This window comes from Achromobacter sp. HZ34 (assembly GCF_002209485.1).
In the GTDB taxonomy this organism is placed as follows: domain Bacteria; phylum Pseudomonadota; class Gammaproteobacteria; order Burkholderiales; family Burkholderiaceae_B; genus Bordetella_C.
In genome coordinates this window covers 313,820-332,871 of record NZ_NJIX01000006.1, presented here as the reverse complement: position 1 = coordinate 332,871, position 19,052 = coordinate 313,820, and the positions used below count along the sequence as shown (strand labels likewise).

General features: G+C 66.1%; 17 protein-coding genes. 14 read left to right on the top strand and 3 right to left on the bottom strand.

All coding sequences use genetic code 11. The features are described 5' to 3' along the window. Positions 1-15 precede the first annotated feature (15 nt). A complete protein-coding gene (locus tag CEY05_RS23550; protein WP_088599691.1) occupies positions 16-1,176 on the top strand; it encodes an acyl-CoA dehydrogenase family protein in 1,161 nt (386 codons plus the stop codon). Next, the gene (locus CEY05_RS23545) at positions 1,173-2,324 is read left to right on the top strand and encodes a CaiB/BaiF CoA-transferase family protein (RefSeq protein ID WP_088599690.1); all 1,152 of its coding nucleotides are present in this window, start codon (positions 1,173-1,175) and stop codon (positions 2,322-2,324) included. The genes CEY05_RS23550 and CEY05_RS23545 overlap by 4 nt, the downstream gene beginning before the upstream one ends. A gap of 11 nt (positions 2,325-2,335) precedes the next feature. Here CEY05_RS23545 and CEY05_RS23540 read toward each other — a convergent pair whose 3' ends face one another. Next, positions 2,336-3,640 (bottom strand): replication-associated recombination protein A, encoded by a 1,305-nt coding sequence (locus tag CEY05_RS23540; protein ID WP_088599689.1) that lies wholly within the window; start codon positions 3,638-3,640, stop codon positions 2,336-2,338. A 239-nt stretch (positions 3,641-3,879) separates the two neighbouring features. On the opposite strand from CEY05_RS23540, the gene CEY05_RS23535 reads away from it, so the two are divergent. The 9 genes from CEY05_RS23535 (at position 3,880) to CEY05_RS23495 (ending at position 13,589) form a co-directional block, all read left to right on the top strand. Continuing rightward, complete coding sequence (locus tag CEY05_RS23535; RefSeq protein ID WP_088599688.1) at positions 3,880-5,211, top strand: amino acid deaminase; 1,332 nt, start codon at positions 3,880-3,882, stop codon at positions 5,209-5,211. Between the two features lie 59 nt (positions 5,212-5,270). Further along, positions 5,271-6,830 carry an ABC transporter substrate-binding protein gene (locus tag CEY05_RS23530; RefSeq protein WP_088599687.1) on the top strand — a complete coding sequence of 520 codons (1,560 nt, stop codon included), beginning with the start codon at positions 5,271-5,273 and terminating at the stop codon, positions 6,828-6,830. Continuing rightward, the gene (locus CEY05_RS23525; RefSeq protein ID WP_088599686.1) at positions 6,831-7,769 is read left to right on the top strand and encodes an ABC transporter permease; all 939 of its coding nucleotides are present in this window, start codon (positions 6,831-6,833) and stop codon (positions 7,767-7,769) included. Then, on the top strand, positions 7,769-8,638 hold the full coding sequence (locus CEY05_RS23520) for an ABC transporter permease (protein WP_088599685.1): 870 nt from the start codon (positions 7,769-7,771) through the stop codon (positions 8,636-8,638). Before CEY05_RS23525 ends, CEY05_RS23520 begins: the two co-directional genes overlap by 1 nt. A 15-nt stretch (positions 8,639-8,653) precedes the next feature. Beyond that, the gene (locus tag CEY05_RS23515) at positions 8,654-9,697 is read left to right on the top strand and encodes an ABC transporter ATP-binding protein (protein ID WP_233161678.1); all 1,044 of its coding nucleotides are present in this window, start codon (positions 8,654-8,656) and stop codon (positions 9,695-9,697) included. Continuing rightward, entirely contained in the window at positions 9,694-10,680 is a 987-nt protein-coding gene (locus tag CEY05_RS23510; protein WP_088599684.1) for an ABC transporter ATP-binding protein, read from the top strand. The genes CEY05_RS23515 and CEY05_RS23510 overlap by 4 nt, the downstream gene beginning before the upstream one ends. Before the next feature lie 23 nt (positions 10,681-10,703). Further along, complete coding sequence (locus CEY05_RS23505) at positions 10,704-11,576, top strand: MurR/RpiR family transcriptional regulator (protein ID WP_088599683.1); 873 nt, start codon at positions 10,704-10,706, stop codon at positions 11,574-11,576. Between the two features lie 4 nt (positions 11,577-11,580). Next, entirely contained in the window at positions 11,581-13,059 is a 1,479-nt protein-coding gene (locus CEY05_RS23500; protein WP_088599682.1) for an amidohydrolase family protein, read from the top strand. Between the two features lie 116 nt (positions 13,060-13,175). Further along, the gene (locus CEY05_RS23495; protein ID WP_088599681.1) at positions 13,176-13,589 is read left to right on the top strand and encodes a RidA family protein; all 414 of its coding nucleotides are present in this window, start codon (positions 13,176-13,178) and stop codon (positions 13,587-13,589) included. A 43-nt stretch (positions 13,590-13,632) separates the two neighbouring features. On the opposite strand, the gene lolA is transcribed toward CEY05_RS23495, so the two are convergent. Beyond that, the gene (lolA, locus tag CEY05_RS23490; protein WP_233161677.1) at positions 13,633-14,388 is read right to left on the bottom strand and encodes an outer membrane lipoprotein chaperone LolA; all 756 of its coding nucleotides are present in this window, start codon (positions 14,386-14,388) and stop codon (positions 13,633-13,635) included. Further along, positions 14,388-16,772 (bottom strand): DNA translocase FtsK, encoded by a 2,385-nt coding sequence (locus CEY05_RS23485; protein WP_088599680.1) that lies wholly within the window; start codon positions 16,770-16,772, stop codon positions 14,388-14,390. The genes lolA and CEY05_RS23485 overlap by 1 nt, the downstream gene beginning before the upstream one ends. 43 nt (positions 16,773-16,815) lie before the next feature. Between CEY05_RS23485 and trxB the strand changes: the two genes are divergently transcribed. The 3 genes from trxB to CEY05_RS23470 all read left to right on the top strand — a co-directional run bounded on the left by trxB (position 16,816) and on the right by CEY05_RS23470 (position 18,982). Next, the gene (gene trxB / locus CEY05_RS23480; protein ID WP_088599679.1) at positions 16,816-17,778 is read left to right on the top strand and encodes a thioredoxin-disulfide reductase; all 963 of its coding nucleotides are present in this window, start codon (positions 16,816-16,818) and stop codon (positions 17,776-17,778) included. Next, entirely contained in the window at positions 17,762-18,550 is a 789-nt protein-coding gene (locus tag CEY05_RS23475) for a Smr/MutS family protein (RefSeq protein WP_088599678.1), read from the top strand. Before trxB ends, CEY05_RS23475 begins: the two co-directional genes overlap by 17 nt. Positions 18,551-18,649: 99 nt before the next feature. After that, entirely contained in the window at positions 18,650-18,982 is a 333-nt protein-coding gene (locus CEY05_RS23470; RefSeq protein ID WP_369825986.1) for a multidrug efflux SMR transporter, read from the top strand. Positions 18,983-19,052 lie beyond the last annotated feature (70 nt).

Sequence of the window (19,052 nt, the reverse complement as noted above, 5' to 3'; positions counted from 1 at the left end):
GGAGGAGAGTGCGCCATGACTCGCATCGAGGACCCGCTGCTACCGCGCCTGCGCGAGACCTTGCAGCGCTACCTGCAAGAAGAGCTGATCCCCATGGAGAAGGACCAGGGGCTCGGTTATGAAGACAAGTTTTCGCGCGAACTGGTGCGATCCGTATGGCGACGGGCGCATGCGCTGGGCCTGTATGGCCCGCAACTGCCACCGGAGCTGGGCGGCCAGGGCCTGAGCTATCGCGCCCTTTGTGTTTTGAAGGACGACGTGGCGGCCTCGGGCGCCATCCTGTTCCCTCATGTGCTGGGCGACTGGGGCGGGCCTTCGCGCATCGGCAGCCTGGCGCAATACGCCACGCCGTATCAGCGCGAGCGCTACATCCTGCCGGTGGTCAACGCCGAACGCGGCGCATGCTTCGCCATGACCGAACCGCAGTCAGGGTCCGATGCGACCCGCCTGCAAACCACGGCGGTCATCGATGGCGAGGACTATATCCTCAACGGCACAAAGCACTATATCTCCGCATCGACGTTCGCGGACTTCGCCGTGGTGATGTGCGTGACAGACCCGGACAAGGGCGCCGACGGCATATCCGCCCTGCTCGTGGACCTGGACCAGCCGGGCGTGACGCTCACCTACGATTGCGTACCCATGACCGGGCAATATGTCGATGCCGACATCCTCTTCGACCAGGTACGCGTGCCGCGCCGCAATCTCATCGGCGAGCCGGGCCAGGGCTTTCGCATTGCCATGAACCGCGTCAGCGTCAACCGCCTGCTGCACTGTCCGACCATGATCGGCCTGGCGCGGCAAGCCCTGCGGCTGGCATTGGAGTACGCCCACCACCGCCAGCAATTCGGCGGCCCCATCAGTCGTTTCCAGGCCATCCAGCACATGCTGGCCGATATGGCGACAGCACTGTACGCCTGCGAGCAGATGGTGCTGGCGACGGCAGAGCGCGCCGATGCCGGGGAGGACGTGCGGGAGACGGCGTCGATGTGCAAGCTGTTCGTGTCCGAACGCTGCTTCGAGATCGCCGACAAGGCCATGCAGATACACGGCAATGTGGGCGTGACGAAAAATCATCCGGTCGAATTCATCTTTCGGCGTCTGCGCCTGTACCGCATCGTCACGGGCACCAGCGAGATTCAGCGCAATACGATCGCCAAGGGACTGCTGCGATGAGCCTGCACGGCATCGACACGAGCACGCACGGAGGGTATCTGAGCGGACTGGTGGTGCTCGACCTGGGCCAACTGCATCCTGGGCCCTACACCGCTCAGCTATTGCAGCAATTGGGCGCAACGGTCATCAAGGTCGAAAAGCCGGGGGGCGACACGTCACGCGCGCTCGGCCGCGATACCTATGCGAAGTACAACCGCGGCAAGCCGTCGATCATGCTGGATCTCAAACAAGCGGACGATCGCGCGACATTGCTGAGATTGGCACGGGCCAGCGATGTCCTGATCGAAGGCTTCCGCCCTGGGGTGATGGCACGCCTGGGTCTGGCCCCCGCGACCCTTGCCTTGGAGAATCCCCGCCTGGTGATCTGCTCGATTACCGGATTTGGCCAGACCGGCCCCTACGCCGACCGCCCCGGCCACGATATCAACTACCTGGCATTGAGCGGCTATTGGGCGGTGCCGTCGCAAGTTCGCGACGTCGCGGCGCGGCCACGGCTGCGCCTGTCGGATTACTGCGCAGCCATGCATGCCGCCCTGGCCATCCTGGCCGCGGCGGACCACGCGCGCAAGACAGGCGAGGGGCAGCATCTGGATGTGTCCATCCATGATGCCATGACGGCCTGGATGGCGCCGGGCGTCGACGCCGTACAACGTCATGGCGGGCCAGGCATGGGCCTGGACCATGTCATGCCGGACAACGACATTTTCGAAACCGCCGACGGCCGGCATATCGCGCTGGGCATCCTGGAAGAGAAGTTCTGGGACGCGCTGGTCAATGCCTTAGGCGCGGACTTTCCACTTCTGCGCGATCCGGCCTATGCGCAAAGAGCGGGGCGGCTCGCCGCCAAGCGCGATCTGAACCGCCAGTTGCGCGAGATCTTCGCCAGCCGCACGCGGGCACAATGGGAGGAACGGCTGGCAGGCCTGGACCTGCCGTGGGCGCCTGTCCTGGAGTATGACGAGGTGTTCGAGAACGATCATGTCCGGCATCGCGGCGTGGTGAACGCGCAAGCCCGGGGGGACGGGCCGGGCTTTCCGGTTCGCTTCTCCCAGTCCTTGCCCGCCACGGCGGGACGTGTCGCGGAGCTGAACGAGGACAGGACGGATATCCTGGACTGGTTGCGACGAAAAGAAGATGAAGCACGGTAGCAACTACCCGTTCACTTCTTCCTGGCTTCCTCATCCCACTGCTTCAAAACAGCCAGTTTCTCGCCGATCTTGATTTCCAGGCCGCGCGGGACCGGCTGGTACCAACCCGGTTCGCGCATGCCGTCGGGCAGGTACGTTTCACCGGCCGCATACGCGTTGGGTTCGTCGTGCGCATAGCGGTAGGCATGGCCGTGGCCCAGCTCTTTCATCAGCTTGGTGGGGGCGTTGCGCAGGTGGATGGGGACTTCGCGGCTGCGGTCCTGTTTCACGAAAGCGCGGGCCTGGTTGAAGGCGTTGTAGCCGGCATTGCTCTTGGCGGCGACCGCCAGATAGATGACGGCCTGGCCTAGCGCCAGTTCCCCTTCCGGGCTGCCCAGGCGTTCGAAGGTCGATGCGGCGTCGTTGGCGATCTGCATGGCGCGCGGGTCGGCCAGCCCGATGTCTTCCCACGCCATGCGCACGATGCGGCGCATCAGGTATTTGGGATCGACACCGCCATCGAGCATGCGCGTGAACCAGTACAAGGCGGCATCCGGGTTGGAGCCGCGTACGGATTTGTGCAGGGCCGAGATCTGGTCGTAGAAATTGTCGCCGCCTTTGTCGAAACGGCGTGCGTTCAGGGTCAGCGCGTTCTCGATGAACGTGGCGTCGATGTCCGTGATCTTCGCGGCCTGTGCCGCCGAACTGGTCTGCTCCAGCAGATTGAGCATGCGGCGGGCATCGCCGTCCGCCAGGCCGACCAGGGTTTCGACCGCTTTCTCGTCGAAGTTCAGATGAGACAGGACCTGTTCGCGCGCTTTTTCGACCAGGAGCTTCAGTTCGTCCTCGGTCAGGGATTTCAGGACGTAGACCTGGGAACGGGACAGCAGCGCCGAGTTGACTTCGAAGGACGGGTTTTCGGTGGTGGCGCCGATGAGGGTCACCAGTCCCGATTCCGCATACGGCAGCAACGCGTCCTGCTGCGATTTGTTGAAACGGTGGATTTCGTCGACGAACAGGATGGTGCGTTTGTGCAGGCTGAGGTTGCGCTCGGCCTGGTCCATGGCGGCGCGGATGTCCTTCACGCCGGAAAACACCGCCGACAAGGCGATGAATTCACAGTCGAAGGCCGAGGCGGTGAGGCGCGCCAGGGTGGTCTTGCCTACACCGGGTGGGCCCCAGAGGATCATCGAATGGGGGCGGCCCGATTCGAAGGACAGGCGCAGGGGCTTGCCTGGCCCCAACAGGTGTGACTGCCCAACCACCTCGTCCAACGTCGTCGGCCGCAACGCTTCGGCCAGAGGGGGAATGGGTTTGGCCTTGAAAAGATCGTTCATCGCGGTATTACACCAGATGTGAAGCCGGTGAAGGGGCCTTGCCCCTAACCGCCCTCTCCCCCTTCCCCCTGGGAAAACCCCGACTGCGGCTGTAAATTATTTTCAGGATAATTAAAAAAATACGGTGATCTGGTAATTATTTTCAGCCTAGCCATCACCGACGCTTGAAAACGATCCCTGCCAGAAAGCGCGGCCGCGGCCCGCCAAGGCGCCCGATCACCCGCCAGCCGAGGTTATCCATGACGACGATCCACCCCTATCCTCCCCTCGACGCAGACGGCAAAGGCCTGGGCCGGCTGGACGGCTCCTGTAGCCTGGAGCAGGTTCCGGCCATGGCCTGGAATCTGCTCGCCGAGGACGTCAGCCTGCCAGTGGCGGTGCTCTACGAAACCCGCGTGCGCCACAACCTGGAATGGATGCAGCGCTTCATCCGTGCCTACAAGGTGCAACTGGCCCCCCACGGCAAGACCACCATGAGCCCGGCGCTGTTCAAGCGCCAGCTCGACGGCGGCGCCTGGGGCATCACGCTGGCCACCGCGCCCCAGGTCAACGCCGCCTACCGGCATGGCGTGCGCCGCATCCTCATGGCCAATCAACTGGTCGGCCGCGCCAACATGGCCCTGGTTGCCGACCTGCTGCGCGACCCCGATTTCACCTTCTACTGCATCGTCGACTCGGCCGCCAACGCCGCCGCCCTGGGCGCCTTCTTCGCCGCACGCGGCCAGACGCTGCGCGTGCTGGTCGAACTGGGCGTGGCCGGCGGCCGTACCGGCGTGCGCGACGACCAGCAACTGGACACCCTGCTGGCCGAGATCGCCAAGTGGCCCGGCGCCCTGGCCCTGTCCGGCATCGAGATCTACGAAGGCGTACTGCAAGACGAAGCCCAGATCCGCGCCTTCCTGCGCCGCGCCACCGGCACTCTGCGCAACCTGCAGGATAACGGCCAGCTGGCCACCGACAGCCCGGCGCTGATCTCCGGCGCCGGCTCGGCCTGGTATGACGTGGTGGCCGAGGAATTCTCCGGGCTGGACATCGGCCGGCCGCTGGAAATCGTGCTGCGTCCCGGTTGCTACCTGAGCCACGACGTCGGCATCTACCGCGGCGCCGCCACCCGCATCAACGCCAACAACGAGGTGGCGCGCCATATGGAACCGGGCCTGCTGCCGGCGCTGCAGGTCTGGGCCTATGTGCAATCCCTGCCGGAGCCGGGCCGCGCCATCATCGGCCTGGGCAAGCGCGACGCCGCCTTCGACGCCGGCCTGCCCACGCCCGCCCTGCACTACCGCCCCAATCAGCAGACCGGCCAGACCGCCAAGGCCGCCGCAACCGCAGCCACGCCAGCGACAGCCGCCGCGGCCACCAAGCCCGCCAACGCGCCGCCAGCCTGGAAGCTGACGGCCATGATGGACCAGCACGCCTTCATGCAGATCGACGACGGCGCGGACATCCAGGTCGGCGACATGATCGGCTTCGACATCTCGCACCCCTGCCTGACCTTCGACAAGTGGAAGCAGGTCCTGCTGGTGAACGACGACTATCAAGTCCTCGAAGCGGTACAGACTTTTTTCTGAAGCACGGCAACAAGAAATACATCAGGCCGTTTGGGCCCCCCACCTTTGGAGCACGCTACATGAACGCAACGATCTCCCGTCGCCGCGACGGGCTGAAGAACTTCCTGCTCGCCAGCGCCCTGGGCTTGGCCTTCCTGGCCGGCGGCGCGCACGCGGCCGACCCCGTCAAGGGTGGCACCCTGTCGGTCGCCACCATCGGCGAGCCGCCCACGCTGGATCCCATGGCCAGCACGGCCGACCTGGTGGGCATCCTCAGCCAGCACATCTTCGAAACCCTGTACACCTTCGACGCCAAGTGGAACGTGACGCCGCTGCTGGCCGACACGCTGCCCAAGATCAGCACCGACGGCCTGACCTACACCATCCCCCTGCGCCAGGACGTCACCTTCCACGACGGCAGCAAGATGACCGCGGCTGACGTCGTGGCGTCGCTGCAGCGCTGGACCACGGTGGCCTCGCGCGGCAAGCAGGCCGCCCAGTTGATCACCGGCATCACCGCCACCGACGACCATACGGTGACGATCACGCTGAAGCAGCCCTACGCCCCGTTGACCGCCCTGCTGGCGATGAACAACGCCGCCGCCGTCGTCCTGCCCAAGGCCAAGATCGCCAACCCACTGACCGAGTTCATTGGCACCGGCCCCTACAAGCTGAAGGCGCGCGTGCCCGACCAGTACCTGCAATTGGTGCGCTTCGACGGCTACAAGTCGCGCGCCGGCGAACCGGACGGCTATGGCGGCGCCCGCAAGCAGTACCTGGACGAAATCCGCTTCGTGCCGGTCAGCAATGCCAACACCCGCATCGAAGCCGCGGTGGCCGGCCAATATGAATACGTCGATTCCATCGCGGTGGAGTCCGCCGGCAAGCTGAAGTCGAGCAAATCCGAAGCCGTCCTGCTCAAGCCCTTCGGCTGGCCACGCCTGGTGCTCAACACCAAGCAAGGCATCATGTCCAACGTGAAGGTGCGCCAGGCCGTGCAGATGGCGCTGAACGAAGAAGACATGCTGTTCGCCGCCTTCGGCGACAAAGCCTACTACGCGGTCGACGGCGCCATGTACCCGGAAGGCTACCCCTGGCACACGACACAGGGCACCCAGGTGTACAACAAGGGCGACGTGGCCGGCGCCAAGAAGCTGCTTGAGTCCTCCGGTTCCAGCGATCGCACCATCCGCATCCTGACCAGCCAGCAATACGAGTTCCACTACAAGATGGCGCTGGTCGCCGCCGAATACCTGAAGCAGGCCGGCTTCAAGGTCGACATGCAGGTCGTCGACTGGGCCACCCTGACGCAACGCCGCCAGGACCCCGCCCTGTGGGACATCTTCATCACCCACAGCCCCTTCCTGCCCGAACCGGCGCTGATCGACTTCCCGTCCAAGGACGCGCCGGGCTGGTGGGACACGCCCCGCCGCAACCAGGTGCTGGATGCCTTCAACCGCGCCACCAACCAGGACGAACGCGTCAAGCGCTGGGCCGACGTGCAACAGGCCATCTTCGACGAAGTGCCCTTCATCAAGGTCGGCGACTTCAACGCCGTGGCTGCCAAATCCCCGGCGCTGCAGGGCGTGACCCCGGCCCCGTGGCCCTACTTCTGGAACGCCTGGAAGGCGGCGAAATAAATGCGCTATCTGATCAACCGTCTGCTGGGCCTGGTCGCGGTCATGTTCCTGGTGGCCACGATCGTGTTCGTGATCATCCGGGTCACGCCGGGTGATCCGGCGGCGGTGATGCTGGGACCGGAGGCCAGCCAGCAGGACATCGCCGCGCTGCGCACCCGCCTGGGACTGGACCAGCCATTACCGGTGCAATACGTCACCTGGCTGGGCCAGTTGGCCAAAGGCGACCTGGGCCAGTCCATCTTCCTGAACAAGCCGGTGCTGTCGGCTCTGGCCGACCGCGCCGAGCCCACGTTCTGGCTGACCTTGATGGCGCTGGTCATCGCCAGCGCCATCGCCCTGCCGGTGGGGATACTGTCCGCGGTCAAGCGCGGCACCACGCTGGACCAGTCCGTCCTCAGCTTCTCCATGTTCACCTCCAGCGTGCCCAGTTTCTGGCTGGGCCTGCTGCTGATGCAGGTGTTCTCGGTGAAGCTGGGCTGGCTACCGGTGTCGGGCTACGGCGGTCCCGATGCGTCCATCGGCACACGGCTGACGCACCTGATCCTGCCGGCCGTGGTGCTGGGCCTGGTCAACTCCGCGCTGATCACCCGCTTCATCCGCGCCAGCATGCTGGACGTTCTGCGTGACGATTACGTGCGCACGGCACGCGCCAAGGGCCTGCCGGAACGCAAGGTGATCCTCAAGCACGCGGTGCGCAACGCGCTGATTCCCATCCTGACGGTACTGGGCCTGACCACGGCCCTGCTGGTCAGTGGCGCCGTGGTCACTGAAACGGTGTTCGGCCTGCCCGGCGTGGGCAGCCTGGTGGTGTCGGCGGTACTGCGGCGCGACTACCCGGTGATCCAGGGTGCGCTGCTGGTGATCGCCGCCATCTATGTCTTGATCAATCTGCTCATCGACCTGCTCTACCTGCTGGTCGATCCTCGGGTGCGCTACTGATGTCTTCTCCCGTTACTGTCCAGGCCGGCGCGGATCGTTGGCAGGTGCTACGCCTGCTGGTGTCGCGCAAGACCGTGCTGATCAGCCTGATCGTGCTGGTGGTGCTGATCGCCGCCGCGCTGCTGGCGCCCATGATCAGCCCCTACGATCCCTACAAGCTGTCCATCATGAACCGCCTCAAGGCGCCCAGCGGCGCGCACTGGTTCGGCACCGACGACTTCGGCCGCGACGTGTTCAGCCGCGTGGTCTACGGCGGCCGCCTGTCGCTGACCGTGGGCTTCGCGGTGGTGATCCTGTCCAGCGTGCTGGGCATCGCCCTGGGCCTGCTGGCCGGCTTCTTCCGTGGCGCCGACAAGTTCGTGTCGCGCCTGATCGACGCCATGATGGCCTTTCCCGACATCCTGCTGGCCATCTCGCTGGTGGCGGCATTGGGGCCGTCGGTGATCAACGTGGTGATCGCCCTGGGCATCGTGTACACGCCGCGGCTGGCGCGCATTGTGCGGGCCTCCACCCTGGTGATCCGCGAACTGCCCTTCGTCGAGGCCGCGCGCGCCCTTGGCGTATCGACCTGGCGCATCGTCACCGTGCACGTGCTGCGCAACCTGGTGTCGCCCATCCTGGTGCAGGGCACGTTCATCTTCGCCTACGCCATCCTGGCGGAGGCCGGCCTGTCCTTCCTGGGCGTGGGCGTGTCGCCCGACATTCCCACGTGGGGCACGATGATCAACGCCGGCCAGCAGTACATGGGCTCGGCCGACTGGATCATGATCTTTCCGGGCATCGCCATCGTGTTGTCGGTGTTGTCCCTGCAGTTGGTGGGCGACGGTCTGCGCGACGTGCTCGATCCGCGCCTGCGCAAGGAGCTTTGAAGAATGAGCGCGAACATGAGTACCAGCGTGAGCGCCGACTACGCCGATGGCGCCGCGGCAATGGGCCAGGACGTGGTGCTGTCCGTCCAGGGCCTGAAGACCTGGTTCCACAGCCGCGACGGCGTCGCCAAGTCGGTGGACGGCGTCACCTTCGAACTGGCGAAGGGCGAAACCCTGGCCATCGTCGGTGAATCCGGTTCCGGCAAGTCGGTGACCAGCCTGTCCATCATGGGCCTGCTGCCCAAGCCGGCGGGCCGCATCGAAGGCGGCAGCATCCACTTCCGCGACCGCGCCGGCGCCGTGCACGACCTGGCCCACGCCAGCGCCGCCACCTTGCGGCGCATCCGCGGCGCCGAGATCGCCATGATCTTCCAGGAGCCGATGACCAGCCTGAATCCGCTGTACACGGTGGGCGACCAGATCGCCGAAGCCGTGCTGCAGCACGAAGGCGGCAGCCGCGCGGCGGCCATGGCGCGTGCCCGCGAGATGCTGGAGCGCGTCGAAATCCCCGCCGCCGCCAAACGCATCGGCGAGTATCCGCACCAGATGTCGGGCGGCATGCGCCAACGCGTCATGATCGCCCTGGCGCTGGCCTGCAACCCATCCGTACTGATCGCCGACGAACCCACCACCGCGCTGGACGTCACCGTGCAGGCGCAGATTCTGGACCTGCTGCGGCGCCTGCAGGAAGAGCTGCACATGAGCATCCTGTTCATCACCCACAACCTGGGCGTGGTGGCGGAGATCGCCCATCGCGTGGCGGTGATGTATGCGGGCCGCGTGGTCGAGGACGCCGGCGTCTACGACCTGTTCGAACGCCCCACGCACCCGTACACACGCGGGCTGCTGTCCTGCCTGCCCACCGACGCGCTGCTGGCGTCCGGCGAACGGCTGCGCGCCATCCCGGGCAATGTGCCCAGCGTGCTGGCCCTGCCCGCCGGCTGTACTTTCGCGCCGCGCTGTCCCCTGGCTGACGAGGCCTGTACCCGCGCGGTGCCGGAACTGCTACCCGTGCGCCCGGAGCATCGCGCGCGCTGCATCAAGGTTGCGACGATATGACTGCATCTTCATCCACCGATCCGCTGCTGAGCGTGCGCGACCTGCGCGTGCACTTCCCCACATCGTCGCGCCGCGACGCGCCGGTGGTACGCGCGGTCGACGGCGTCAGCTTCGACGTGCCGCGCAACACCATCGTCGGCCTGGTCGGCGAGTCCGGCTCCGGCAAGACCACCACCGGCCGCGCGCTGCTGCGCCTGCTGGCGGCCACCAGCGGCCAGATCAGTTTCGACGGCACCGACATCAGCAAGCTGGACGAAAAGCGCATGCTGCCCTGGCGCCGCCGCATGCAGATCGTGTTCCAGGATCCCTACGCCAGCCTCAACCCCCGCATGACGGTGGCCGAGATCATCGGCGAGGCGCTGGATACCCACGGCCTGGCGCGCGACCGCCGCGAAGCGCGCATCAGCGAACTGCTGACCCGCGTCGGCCTGAATGCCGATCATCGCAAGCGCTATCCGCATGAGTTCTCCGGCGGCCAGCGCCAACGCATCGGCATCGCCCGCGCGCTGGCCGTGGAGCCGGACTTCATCGTGGCCGACGAGCCGGTGTCGGCGCTGGATGTGTCCGTCCAGGCCCAGGTACTGAACCTGCTGCAGGATCTGCAGCGCGACCTGGGCCTGACCATGCTGTTCGTGGCGCACGACCTGGCGGTGGTCAACTACCTGTGCGACGAGGTGGTGGTGCTGTATCTGGGCCGCGTGATGGAGCGCGGACCGACCCGCGAGGTCTATGCCCGGCCCCGCCACCCGTATACTCGCGCGCTGTTGTCCGCCGCGCCGGTGCCCGATCCGCGCGCCGCGCGCAAGCGCATCCTGCTGAAGGGAGACATCCCCAGCCCCATGAATCCGCCTTCGGGCTGCGTGTTCCGTACCCGCTGTCCGCACGCCCTGCCGGTCTGCGCCGAACAGGTACCCGAGGCCACTGCCGTGGGCACCAACCATTTTGCGGCCTGCGTGCGGGTCGATGAACTGCAGAACGCCTGAATGCCCACGCCCGGAGCCCCCGCATGAATACCGTCCGCGATATCGTCTACCAGATCCGCAGCCGCCGCGATGCGCTTAGCGCCACCGAGCGCAAGGTGGCCGACGCCATCCTGGACGACATCATCCACGCCGCCGCCGCCACGGTCGAGCAGCTGGCCGAGAAGGCCGGGGTGAGCAATGCCACGATCTCGCGCTTCGCCCGATCGGTGGGCTGCGACGATACGCGCGACCTGAAGATGAAGCTGGCGCAGGCCAGCGCGGTGGGCACGCGCTTCCTGGACCGGGCCGCGCCGGCGGAGGAAAGCACGTTCTACGCCCGCATCTACGCCGATATCGAAAGCACCCTGCGCGCCCACCTGCCGATGTACACGGAAAACCTGTTCGAACAGGCCATGGACATCGTGCGCAATGCGCGCATGATCTACGTGTTCGGCATGGGCGGCGCCTCCGCCGTGCTGGCGCAGGAAATGCAGTCGCGCCTGGTGCGGCTGGGCTATCCGGTGGCGGCCTATAGCGACGCCGTGCTGATGCGCATGGTGGCGGCCACGCTGGAAGAACGCGATGCGGTCATCATGCTGTCGGCCTCCGGCCTGACACCGGAAATGCTGTCCGGCGCGCGCATCGTCAAGCAGTACAGCGCCCGCATCGTGGCGCTGACCGATGCGGACTCGCCCCTGGCCCGGATTGCCGATGTAGTGCTGCCCGTGCGCACCGACGAAACCGACTTCATCTACAAACCGTCCGCCTCCCGCTACGCCATGATGCTGGCCATCGACCTGCTGGCCACCGAGCTGGCCATGGCGCGCCAGGAGGAGACCCGTGACCGCCTGCGCCGCATCAAGCTGGCGCTGGACGAATACCGGGGTGGCCCGAACCGGCTGCCCCTGGGAGATTGAGAAGATGTACGACACCCTGATTGCCTCTGTCCGCGTGCTCGACGGCAGCGGCGCGGCCGGTTACGAGGCCGACGTGGCCTTGCGCGGCGGCCGTATCGCGGCCATTGCCGGGCCGGGCGAGCTGGCCGCGGCCGGCGCCGTGGAAACCGTGGATGGCACGGGCTACGTGCTGGCCCCGGGTTTCATCGACGTGCACACCCATGACGACACCAACGTCATCCGCACCCCGGGCATGCTGCCCAAGCTGTCGCAAGGCGTGACCACCGTGGTGGTGGGTAATTGCGGCATCAGCGCGGCGCCGGTGACCCTGCGCGGCGACCCGCCCGACCCCATGAACCTGCTGGGACAGCGCGAGGATTTCCAGTACGCCAGCTTCGCCGACTACACCCAGGCCATTGAAACGGCGCGGCCGGCGGTCAACGTGGCCGCCTTGGTCGGCCACACTGCCCTGCGCAACAATCATATGGACAGCCTGGACCGCAAGGCCAGCGCGGCGGAAATCGACGGCATGCGCGGGCAGTTGCGCGAGGCGCTGGCGCATGGCGCCATCGGCCTGAGCACCGGGCTGGCCTATGCGTCGGCGTACGAGGCCGACACCGCCGAGGTCAAGGCCCTGGCCGAAGTGCTGGACGAGTTCGGCGCCTTATACACCACACACCTGCGTTCCGAGTTCGCCGCCATCCTGCAGGCGATGGAAGAAGCCTATGAAGTGGCTGCCCATGCACGCGTGCCGCTGGTGGTGTCGCACCTGAAATGCGCCGGTGCCGGCAACTGGGGCCGCACGACGGAAGTGCTGGCCAGCCTGGAAGGCGCGGGCCGCCTGCAACCGGTGGGTTGCGATTGTTATCCCTATTCCGCCAGCTCGTCGACGCTGGACCTGAAGCAGGTTACCAGCGATTTTCCTATCGACATCACGTGGTCCACGCCCCATCCGGATCAAGCGGGCCGGACGCTGGCCGACATCGCCGCGGAATGGAACGTGCCGTTGATGGAAGCGGCCAAGCGGCTGCAACCGGCCGGGGCGGTGTATCACGGCATGCGCGAGGATGACGTGCAGCGGGTGTTGAAGCATCGCTTGACGATGATAGGGTCGGATGGGCTGCCCAATGATCCTCATCCGCACCCGCGCCTGTGGGGGGCTTTTCCACGCGTGCTGGGGCATTACAGCCGCGACCTGGGGCTGTTTCCGCTGGCCGAGGCGGTGCACAAGATGACCGGGCTGTCGGCGGCGCGCTTCGGCCTGGCCGAACGCGGACTGGTGCGCGAGGGGTATCACGCGGACCTGGTGCTGTTCGATCCGCTTACGGTGAAGGACGAGGCGACGTTCAGCGCACCGGTACAGGCCAGCAGCGGTATCGCGGCGGTGTGGGTCAACGGCGTGCTGTCCTACCGCGAGGGGACCGCCAGCGGTCGCCGGGCCGGACGCTGGCTGCCGCGCGCAGGCGATTTGCGGGCGAGCTTCGCCAGCGGCGTACCGGGCTAAGGGCGGCGGTTGCCGCGCCGCGCAAGGATTTCGCCGATGGCGTGCCGGGCCGGCGCAGGCAGCGCCGGCGGCAGGGTATGTAGTGACTTATCAACAGAATTCACAGGAGCAGCATCATGAGCAATGCACCCAAGACTGACGCCAATGGCATTACCCGCTACGGCGTTGCCGGTGGGACCGGACAGGGCGGTTCGCACATGCCTTTTGCGCGGGCGGTGGCGGCCGGCGGCTGGCTGTTCGTTTCCGGCCAGGTGCCGATGGAGAATGGCGAGGTGATCGAAGGCGGCATCGTGGCGCAGTCGCACAAGGCCATCCAGCAGGTGCTGGCAATCCTGGAAGAAGCCGGCTACGGTCCGGAGCACGTCGTACGCTGCGGCGTGTGGCTGGACGACGCCCGCGATTTCGCGTCCTTCAACAAGGTGTTCAAGACCTATTTCGGCGACAACCCGCCAGCCCGCGCCTGCGTGGAATCACGGCTGGTGGTCGATGCCAAAGTGGAAGTCGACTGCGTCGCGTATAAACAGCCCTGATCCCGCGCGGGGATATGGCGGGGCGCAGCCCCGCCAGATGAAACTACATCTTCACCGTATCGACACCCTTGGGCGGGGTGAACTGGAAGTCCTTGTCGCCCAGGCGCGGGTTGGGCGTGATGCCGGACAGGTCGACCCGGGTGGTCTGGCCGAAGGCATCCAGCAGTTCGATGCGCGCCGGCAGATTGTCCTTGAAACCGATGTCCACGCGCGAGAAACCGGCATCGCTGCTGCGCGGCTTGGCGCGCAGCCAATCCAGGCCGTCCTTGGCCGGCAGCGGGCTGACGTCGAAGGACTGCTCCAGGGAACCCGAACCGAACAGGATGGCCGCCGGCGACGTGCCGATGGCCTGGTCGACCTTGCGCACGGTTACCTGCGCCAGGTCGGGGTCGTACTGGTAGACCTGCTTGCCGTCGGACACGATCAGCTGTTCATACGGCTTCTGCACCGCCCAGCGGAAACGGCCCGGACGCTGGAAGGAAAACGTGCCGCTTTGCGGCGCCTTGGCGCGCGCGGACTGCTGCGCGCCCGTGGCGCCGCTGGTCACCTGGCTGAAGTTGCCGCTGGCCGAGGTCACCGTGGCGACGAAGGACTTCAGTTGCTCCTGCGCGCTGGCCGCCCAGGCGGCCCCGGGCGCCAGGACCGGCGCCAACGCCAAGGTCAGCAGCGCGATGCCGCGCGCGGCGCGGGCCCGCAGGCCATGGTCCTGCGTGGCGCCGCCCGACGCGGCACTTGCCCGCGCGCAACGGGCCGGCGCGGAGCCTTCCTGAATACCACCAATCTGCATAAACGAAATCATCAAGCTTCCTCGCTGGCGGATGCGGCCGCGGATACCGGCACCAGGATTTCCCGGTTGCCGTTGGACTGCATGGCCGACACCATGCCCGAATGTTCCATCTGCTCCAACAGGCGCGCCGCCCGGTTGTAGCCGATGCGCAGGTGACGCTGCACCAGCGAAATCGACGCGCGGCGATGTTTCAGCACCACCTCGCAGGCCTGGTCGTACATCGGATCGGATTCGGCATCGTTGAAGCCGGTCACGCTGCTGGCACCTTCGCCGGTCTCGCCTTCGACGCTGCCTTCCAGCAGACCGTCGACATAATTCGGCTCGCCCTGCGATTTCAACTGCTCGACCACCCGATGCACTTCCTCGTCGGAAACGAAGGCGCCGTGCACCCGCACCGGCAGCCCCGTGCCCGGCGGCATATAGAGCATATCGCCCTGCCCCAGCAGGGTTTCCGCGCCCATCTGGTCGAGAATGGTGCGCGAGTCGATCTTGGACGAAACCTGGAAAGCGATACGCGTCGGAATATTGGCCTTGATCAGCCCGGTGATCACGTCCACGCTGGGCCGCTGCGTCGCCAGGATCAGGTGGATACCCGCCGCGCGCGCCTTCTGCGCCAGACGAGCGATCAGCTCTTCGATCTTCTTGCCCACCACCATCATCAAGTCCGCCAGCTCGTCGATGACCACCACGATGGTGGGCAGCGGCTGCAGCGGCTCGGGCTGGTCCGGCGTCAAGGAGAAGGGATTCGGGATGGGCTCTTCGCGCTTGATGGCGTCGCGGATCTTGGCGTTGTAGCCGGCCAGGTTGCGCACGCCCATCTTGCTCATCAGGCGATAGCGCTTCTCCATCTCGCCCACGCACCAGTTCAAGGCGTTGGCGGCATGGCGCATGTCCGTCACCACGGGCGCCAGCAGGTGGGGAATGCCTTCGTAGACGCTCATTTCGAGCATCTTGGGATCGATCAGGATCAGGCGCGTATGCGTGGCATCCGCCTTGTACAGCAGGGACAGAATCATGGCGTTGATCCCCACCGATTTGCCGGAACCGGTCGTACCGGCCACCAGCAGGTGAGGCATCTTGGCCAGGTCGGCCACCACGGGGTTGCCCGCGATGTCCTTGCCCAGCGCCATGGTCACCACCGAGGCGTTGCTGTGATAAGTCTGCGATCCCAGGATTTCCGACAGGCGCACGGTCTGGCGGCGCGGATTGGGCAGCTCCAGCCCCATCAGGTTCTTGCCGGGGATGGTTTCCACCACGCGGATGCTGACCAGGCTAAGGGCCCGCGCCAGATCCTTGGCCAGGTTGACCACCTGGCTGCCCTTGACGCCGGTCGCGGGCTCGATTTCATAGCGCGTGATGACCGGGCCGGCCTGCGCCGCCACCACGGTGACGCTGACGCCGAAGTCGGCCAGTTTCTTCTCGATCAGGCGCGAGGTGAACTCGATGGTCTCGGCCGAGACGGTTTCCTGGTTGGTGGCCGGCGGATCCAGCAGGCTGACCGCGGGCAGGTCGCCCGCTTCGCCGACGTCCGCGGCGGTGAACAGCGATTGCTGTTTCTCGCGCTGGACGCGGTCCGACTTGGGCACCACGGTGATCGCCGGCTCGATGCGCACCGGCTGCTCATGCACCAGCTTTTCCTGCTTGGCGACGACCTGCTCGCTGCGCTCGGCATAAGCCACTTCGCCCAGCTTGCGATCCTCTCGCGCCGCCACCGAGTCGCGGGTGCGGCGGATCATGCGTTCCATCCCGCCGCCCAGGCGCTCGGCCAGGGTCAACCAGGAAAAGGCAAAAAACAGGCTCAGGCCCGCGGCCACCAGCACCAGGAACACCAGGGTGCCGCCGGTGAAACCGATGGCATTGGCCAGCATGCCGGCCAGGGAATGACCAATCACGCCGCCCGAACCGTTACCGCCGTCCGAACCGCCCGGCAGATGCGAACCATGGGTGTACAGGCGGAGGGCCTCCAGGCCCATGGAGCCCACCAGCAACAGGGCAAAACCCAGGCCCTGCTCCCAGTGCACACGCGGCAGCTCGGTGTCCCCATTACCGGTTACACGCAGATGGCTGGCCAGGCGGCGGTAGCCGGCGCGCACGCGGTGCAGCAGCAGGATGACCCACCACCAGGCCGAATAGCCGAACAAATACAGGAGGATGTCTGAAAGATAGGCACCCAGCGTGCCACCCTTGTTGTGGATCACGCCGGCCGGCACGGAGTGCGACCAGCCCGGATCGGCGGAATTCCACGTGACCAGCACCAGCGTCAGCCAGGCAGCCATGGCGGCGAACAGGATCCAACGGGCTTCCCGCAGCAGCGACGACAATCGTGTTTGCAGGGGGGAAGGCCCGTTACGGGTATTGCGCGAGGCGCGCGGAGAAGCGGTTGAAATACGCGGCATAGGCCTCATTATAATTGGGCATCCACTTTGCTCTGTGTGCCCGATGACTACTCCGAAACATGCCCAATTGCTGATCCTCGGCTCCGGCCCCGCCGGCTATACCGCCGCCGTGTACGCCGCCCGCGCCAACCTGAAACCGGTTTTGGTGACTGGCCTGGCCCAGGGCGGCCAGCTCATGACCACCACGGAGGTCGACAACTGGCCGGCCGACGTGAACGGTGTGCAGGGCCCCGATCTGATGCAGCGTTTCCAGCAGCACGCGGAACGTTTTAACACCGAAATCATTTTCGACCACATCGCCAGCGTTGATTTGACGCAACGGCCGTTCAAGCTGACCGGTGACGGCGGTAATGTTTATACCTGCGACGCCCTGATCATCTCGACCGGGGCCTCCGCCAAATACCTCGGCCTGCCCTCGGAAGAGACCTTCATGGGCAAGGGCGTGTCCGGCTGCGCCACCTGCGACGGCTTTTTCTACCGTAACCAGGACGTGGTGGTGGTGGGCGGCGGCAATACCGCCGTGGAAGAAGCCCTGTACCTGTCCCATATCGCCCGCAAGGTGACGGTGATCCATCGCCGCGACAAGTTCCGCGCCGAACCCATCCTGATCGACCGCATGATGGAAAAGGTGCACAACGGCAATATGGAACTGAAGCTGTTCGCCGAACTGGACGAAGTGCTGGGCGATGACAGCGGCGTGACCGGCGTGCGCATCCGCGGCACCAAGGACGGCGCCACCGAGGACATCGCCGTGAAAGGCGCGTTCATTGCCATCGGCCACCATCCCAACACGGATATCTTCCAGGGCCAGGTCGACATGAAGGACGGTTACATCGTCACGCGCAGCGGCTTGTCCGGCATGGCGACCATGACGTCCGTGCCGGGTGTCTTCGCCGCCGGCGACGTGCAGGATCACGTCTACCGCCAGGCGATCACCAGCGCCGCTACCGGCTGCATGGCCGCCCTGGACGCACAACGGTGGTTGGAGAATGCGGGGCAGCAATAAGCCGGGCGCGCGCCCCGATCCCGCCAATGCCGGGGGCAAGCGCACCAAGGGCAGCCTGGCGGATAGCGCGGACCTGAAGGACTTGCGGGACAGCCTGCGGGAGTCGTCGCGGGCGCAAGCCCTGCGGCCGTCCGCTGCCATGGTGGCCGCGCAGGCCGCCAAGGCGGCGGCCAAGGACGATGGCCTGAGCGGCGCCGGCCTGCCCGACGATCCCAAGTTGTTCGAGCGCGCCATGCGCAACGTGCAGAAGCAGGCGCCGGCGCGAGTCGCCCAGGTGGCGCCCGTCACGCCGCCGGCCGAACCCAAGGAACCCACCTTGGCCCAGGCCATGCGGCGCGCCCACGCCTTGGGCGAACAGGGCGCGCGCGCCGACGGCGGCGTGTCGGACGGCGCCGACATCACGCGTTTCCTGTCGGAAAACGGCACTGCCTTCGTCCGCCACGACGCCGCGCCGGATACCGCGCGCAACTTGCGCCGCGGTGCCTGGCGCACGGGCGCGGAACTGGATCTGCATGGTTTGCGGGTCGAACAGGCCCGCCATGCGCTGTTTTCCTTCCTGGATGAGTGCCTGGAGTTCGGCATCCGCTGCGTACGGGTGGTGCACGGCAAGGGACATGGCTCGCTGGACATGGAGCCGGTACTCAAGGACAAGGTGCGCACCTGGCTGGTGCAGAAGCCAGAAGTCATGGCTTTTGCCGAAAGCGAAGAGCGGCATGGCGGCGCGGGTGCGCTGCTGGTGTTGCTGAAGCTGGTGGACGACGTCAAGCGATAGCGAAGGTATCGTTGCCGACGCGGGTGGACGACGTCTGGCGATAGCGAAGGAATCGTTGCCGACGCGGGTAGACGACGTGTGGCGACAGCAAAGGAACCGTTGATGAAGTGGATGTACCTGGCGATAGCCATCGTCGCCGAATTGATCGCCACCAGCTCCTTGAAGGCCAGCGAAGGGTTCACGCGCCTGTTGCCTTCGGCGATTACCGTGGTGGGTTATCTGGTGTCGTTCTATTTTCTTTCGCAGACGCTGCGGGAGATTCCGGTCGGCATTGCGTATGCCATCTGGTCCGGGGTCGGCATCGTGCTGATTTCCCTCATTGGCCTGGTGTTCTTCAAGCAGCACCTGGACCTGCCCGCCCTCATCGGCATCGGCCTGATCGTGGCCGGCGTCATCGTGATGAACGTGTTCTCCGACACGGTGAAGCACTAGCCCGGGGAGGCCAAAGCGGCTCCGCCCCTTTGCGATCCCCTGCCGCTGAAAGCGGGCTCAAAGGGGCTCC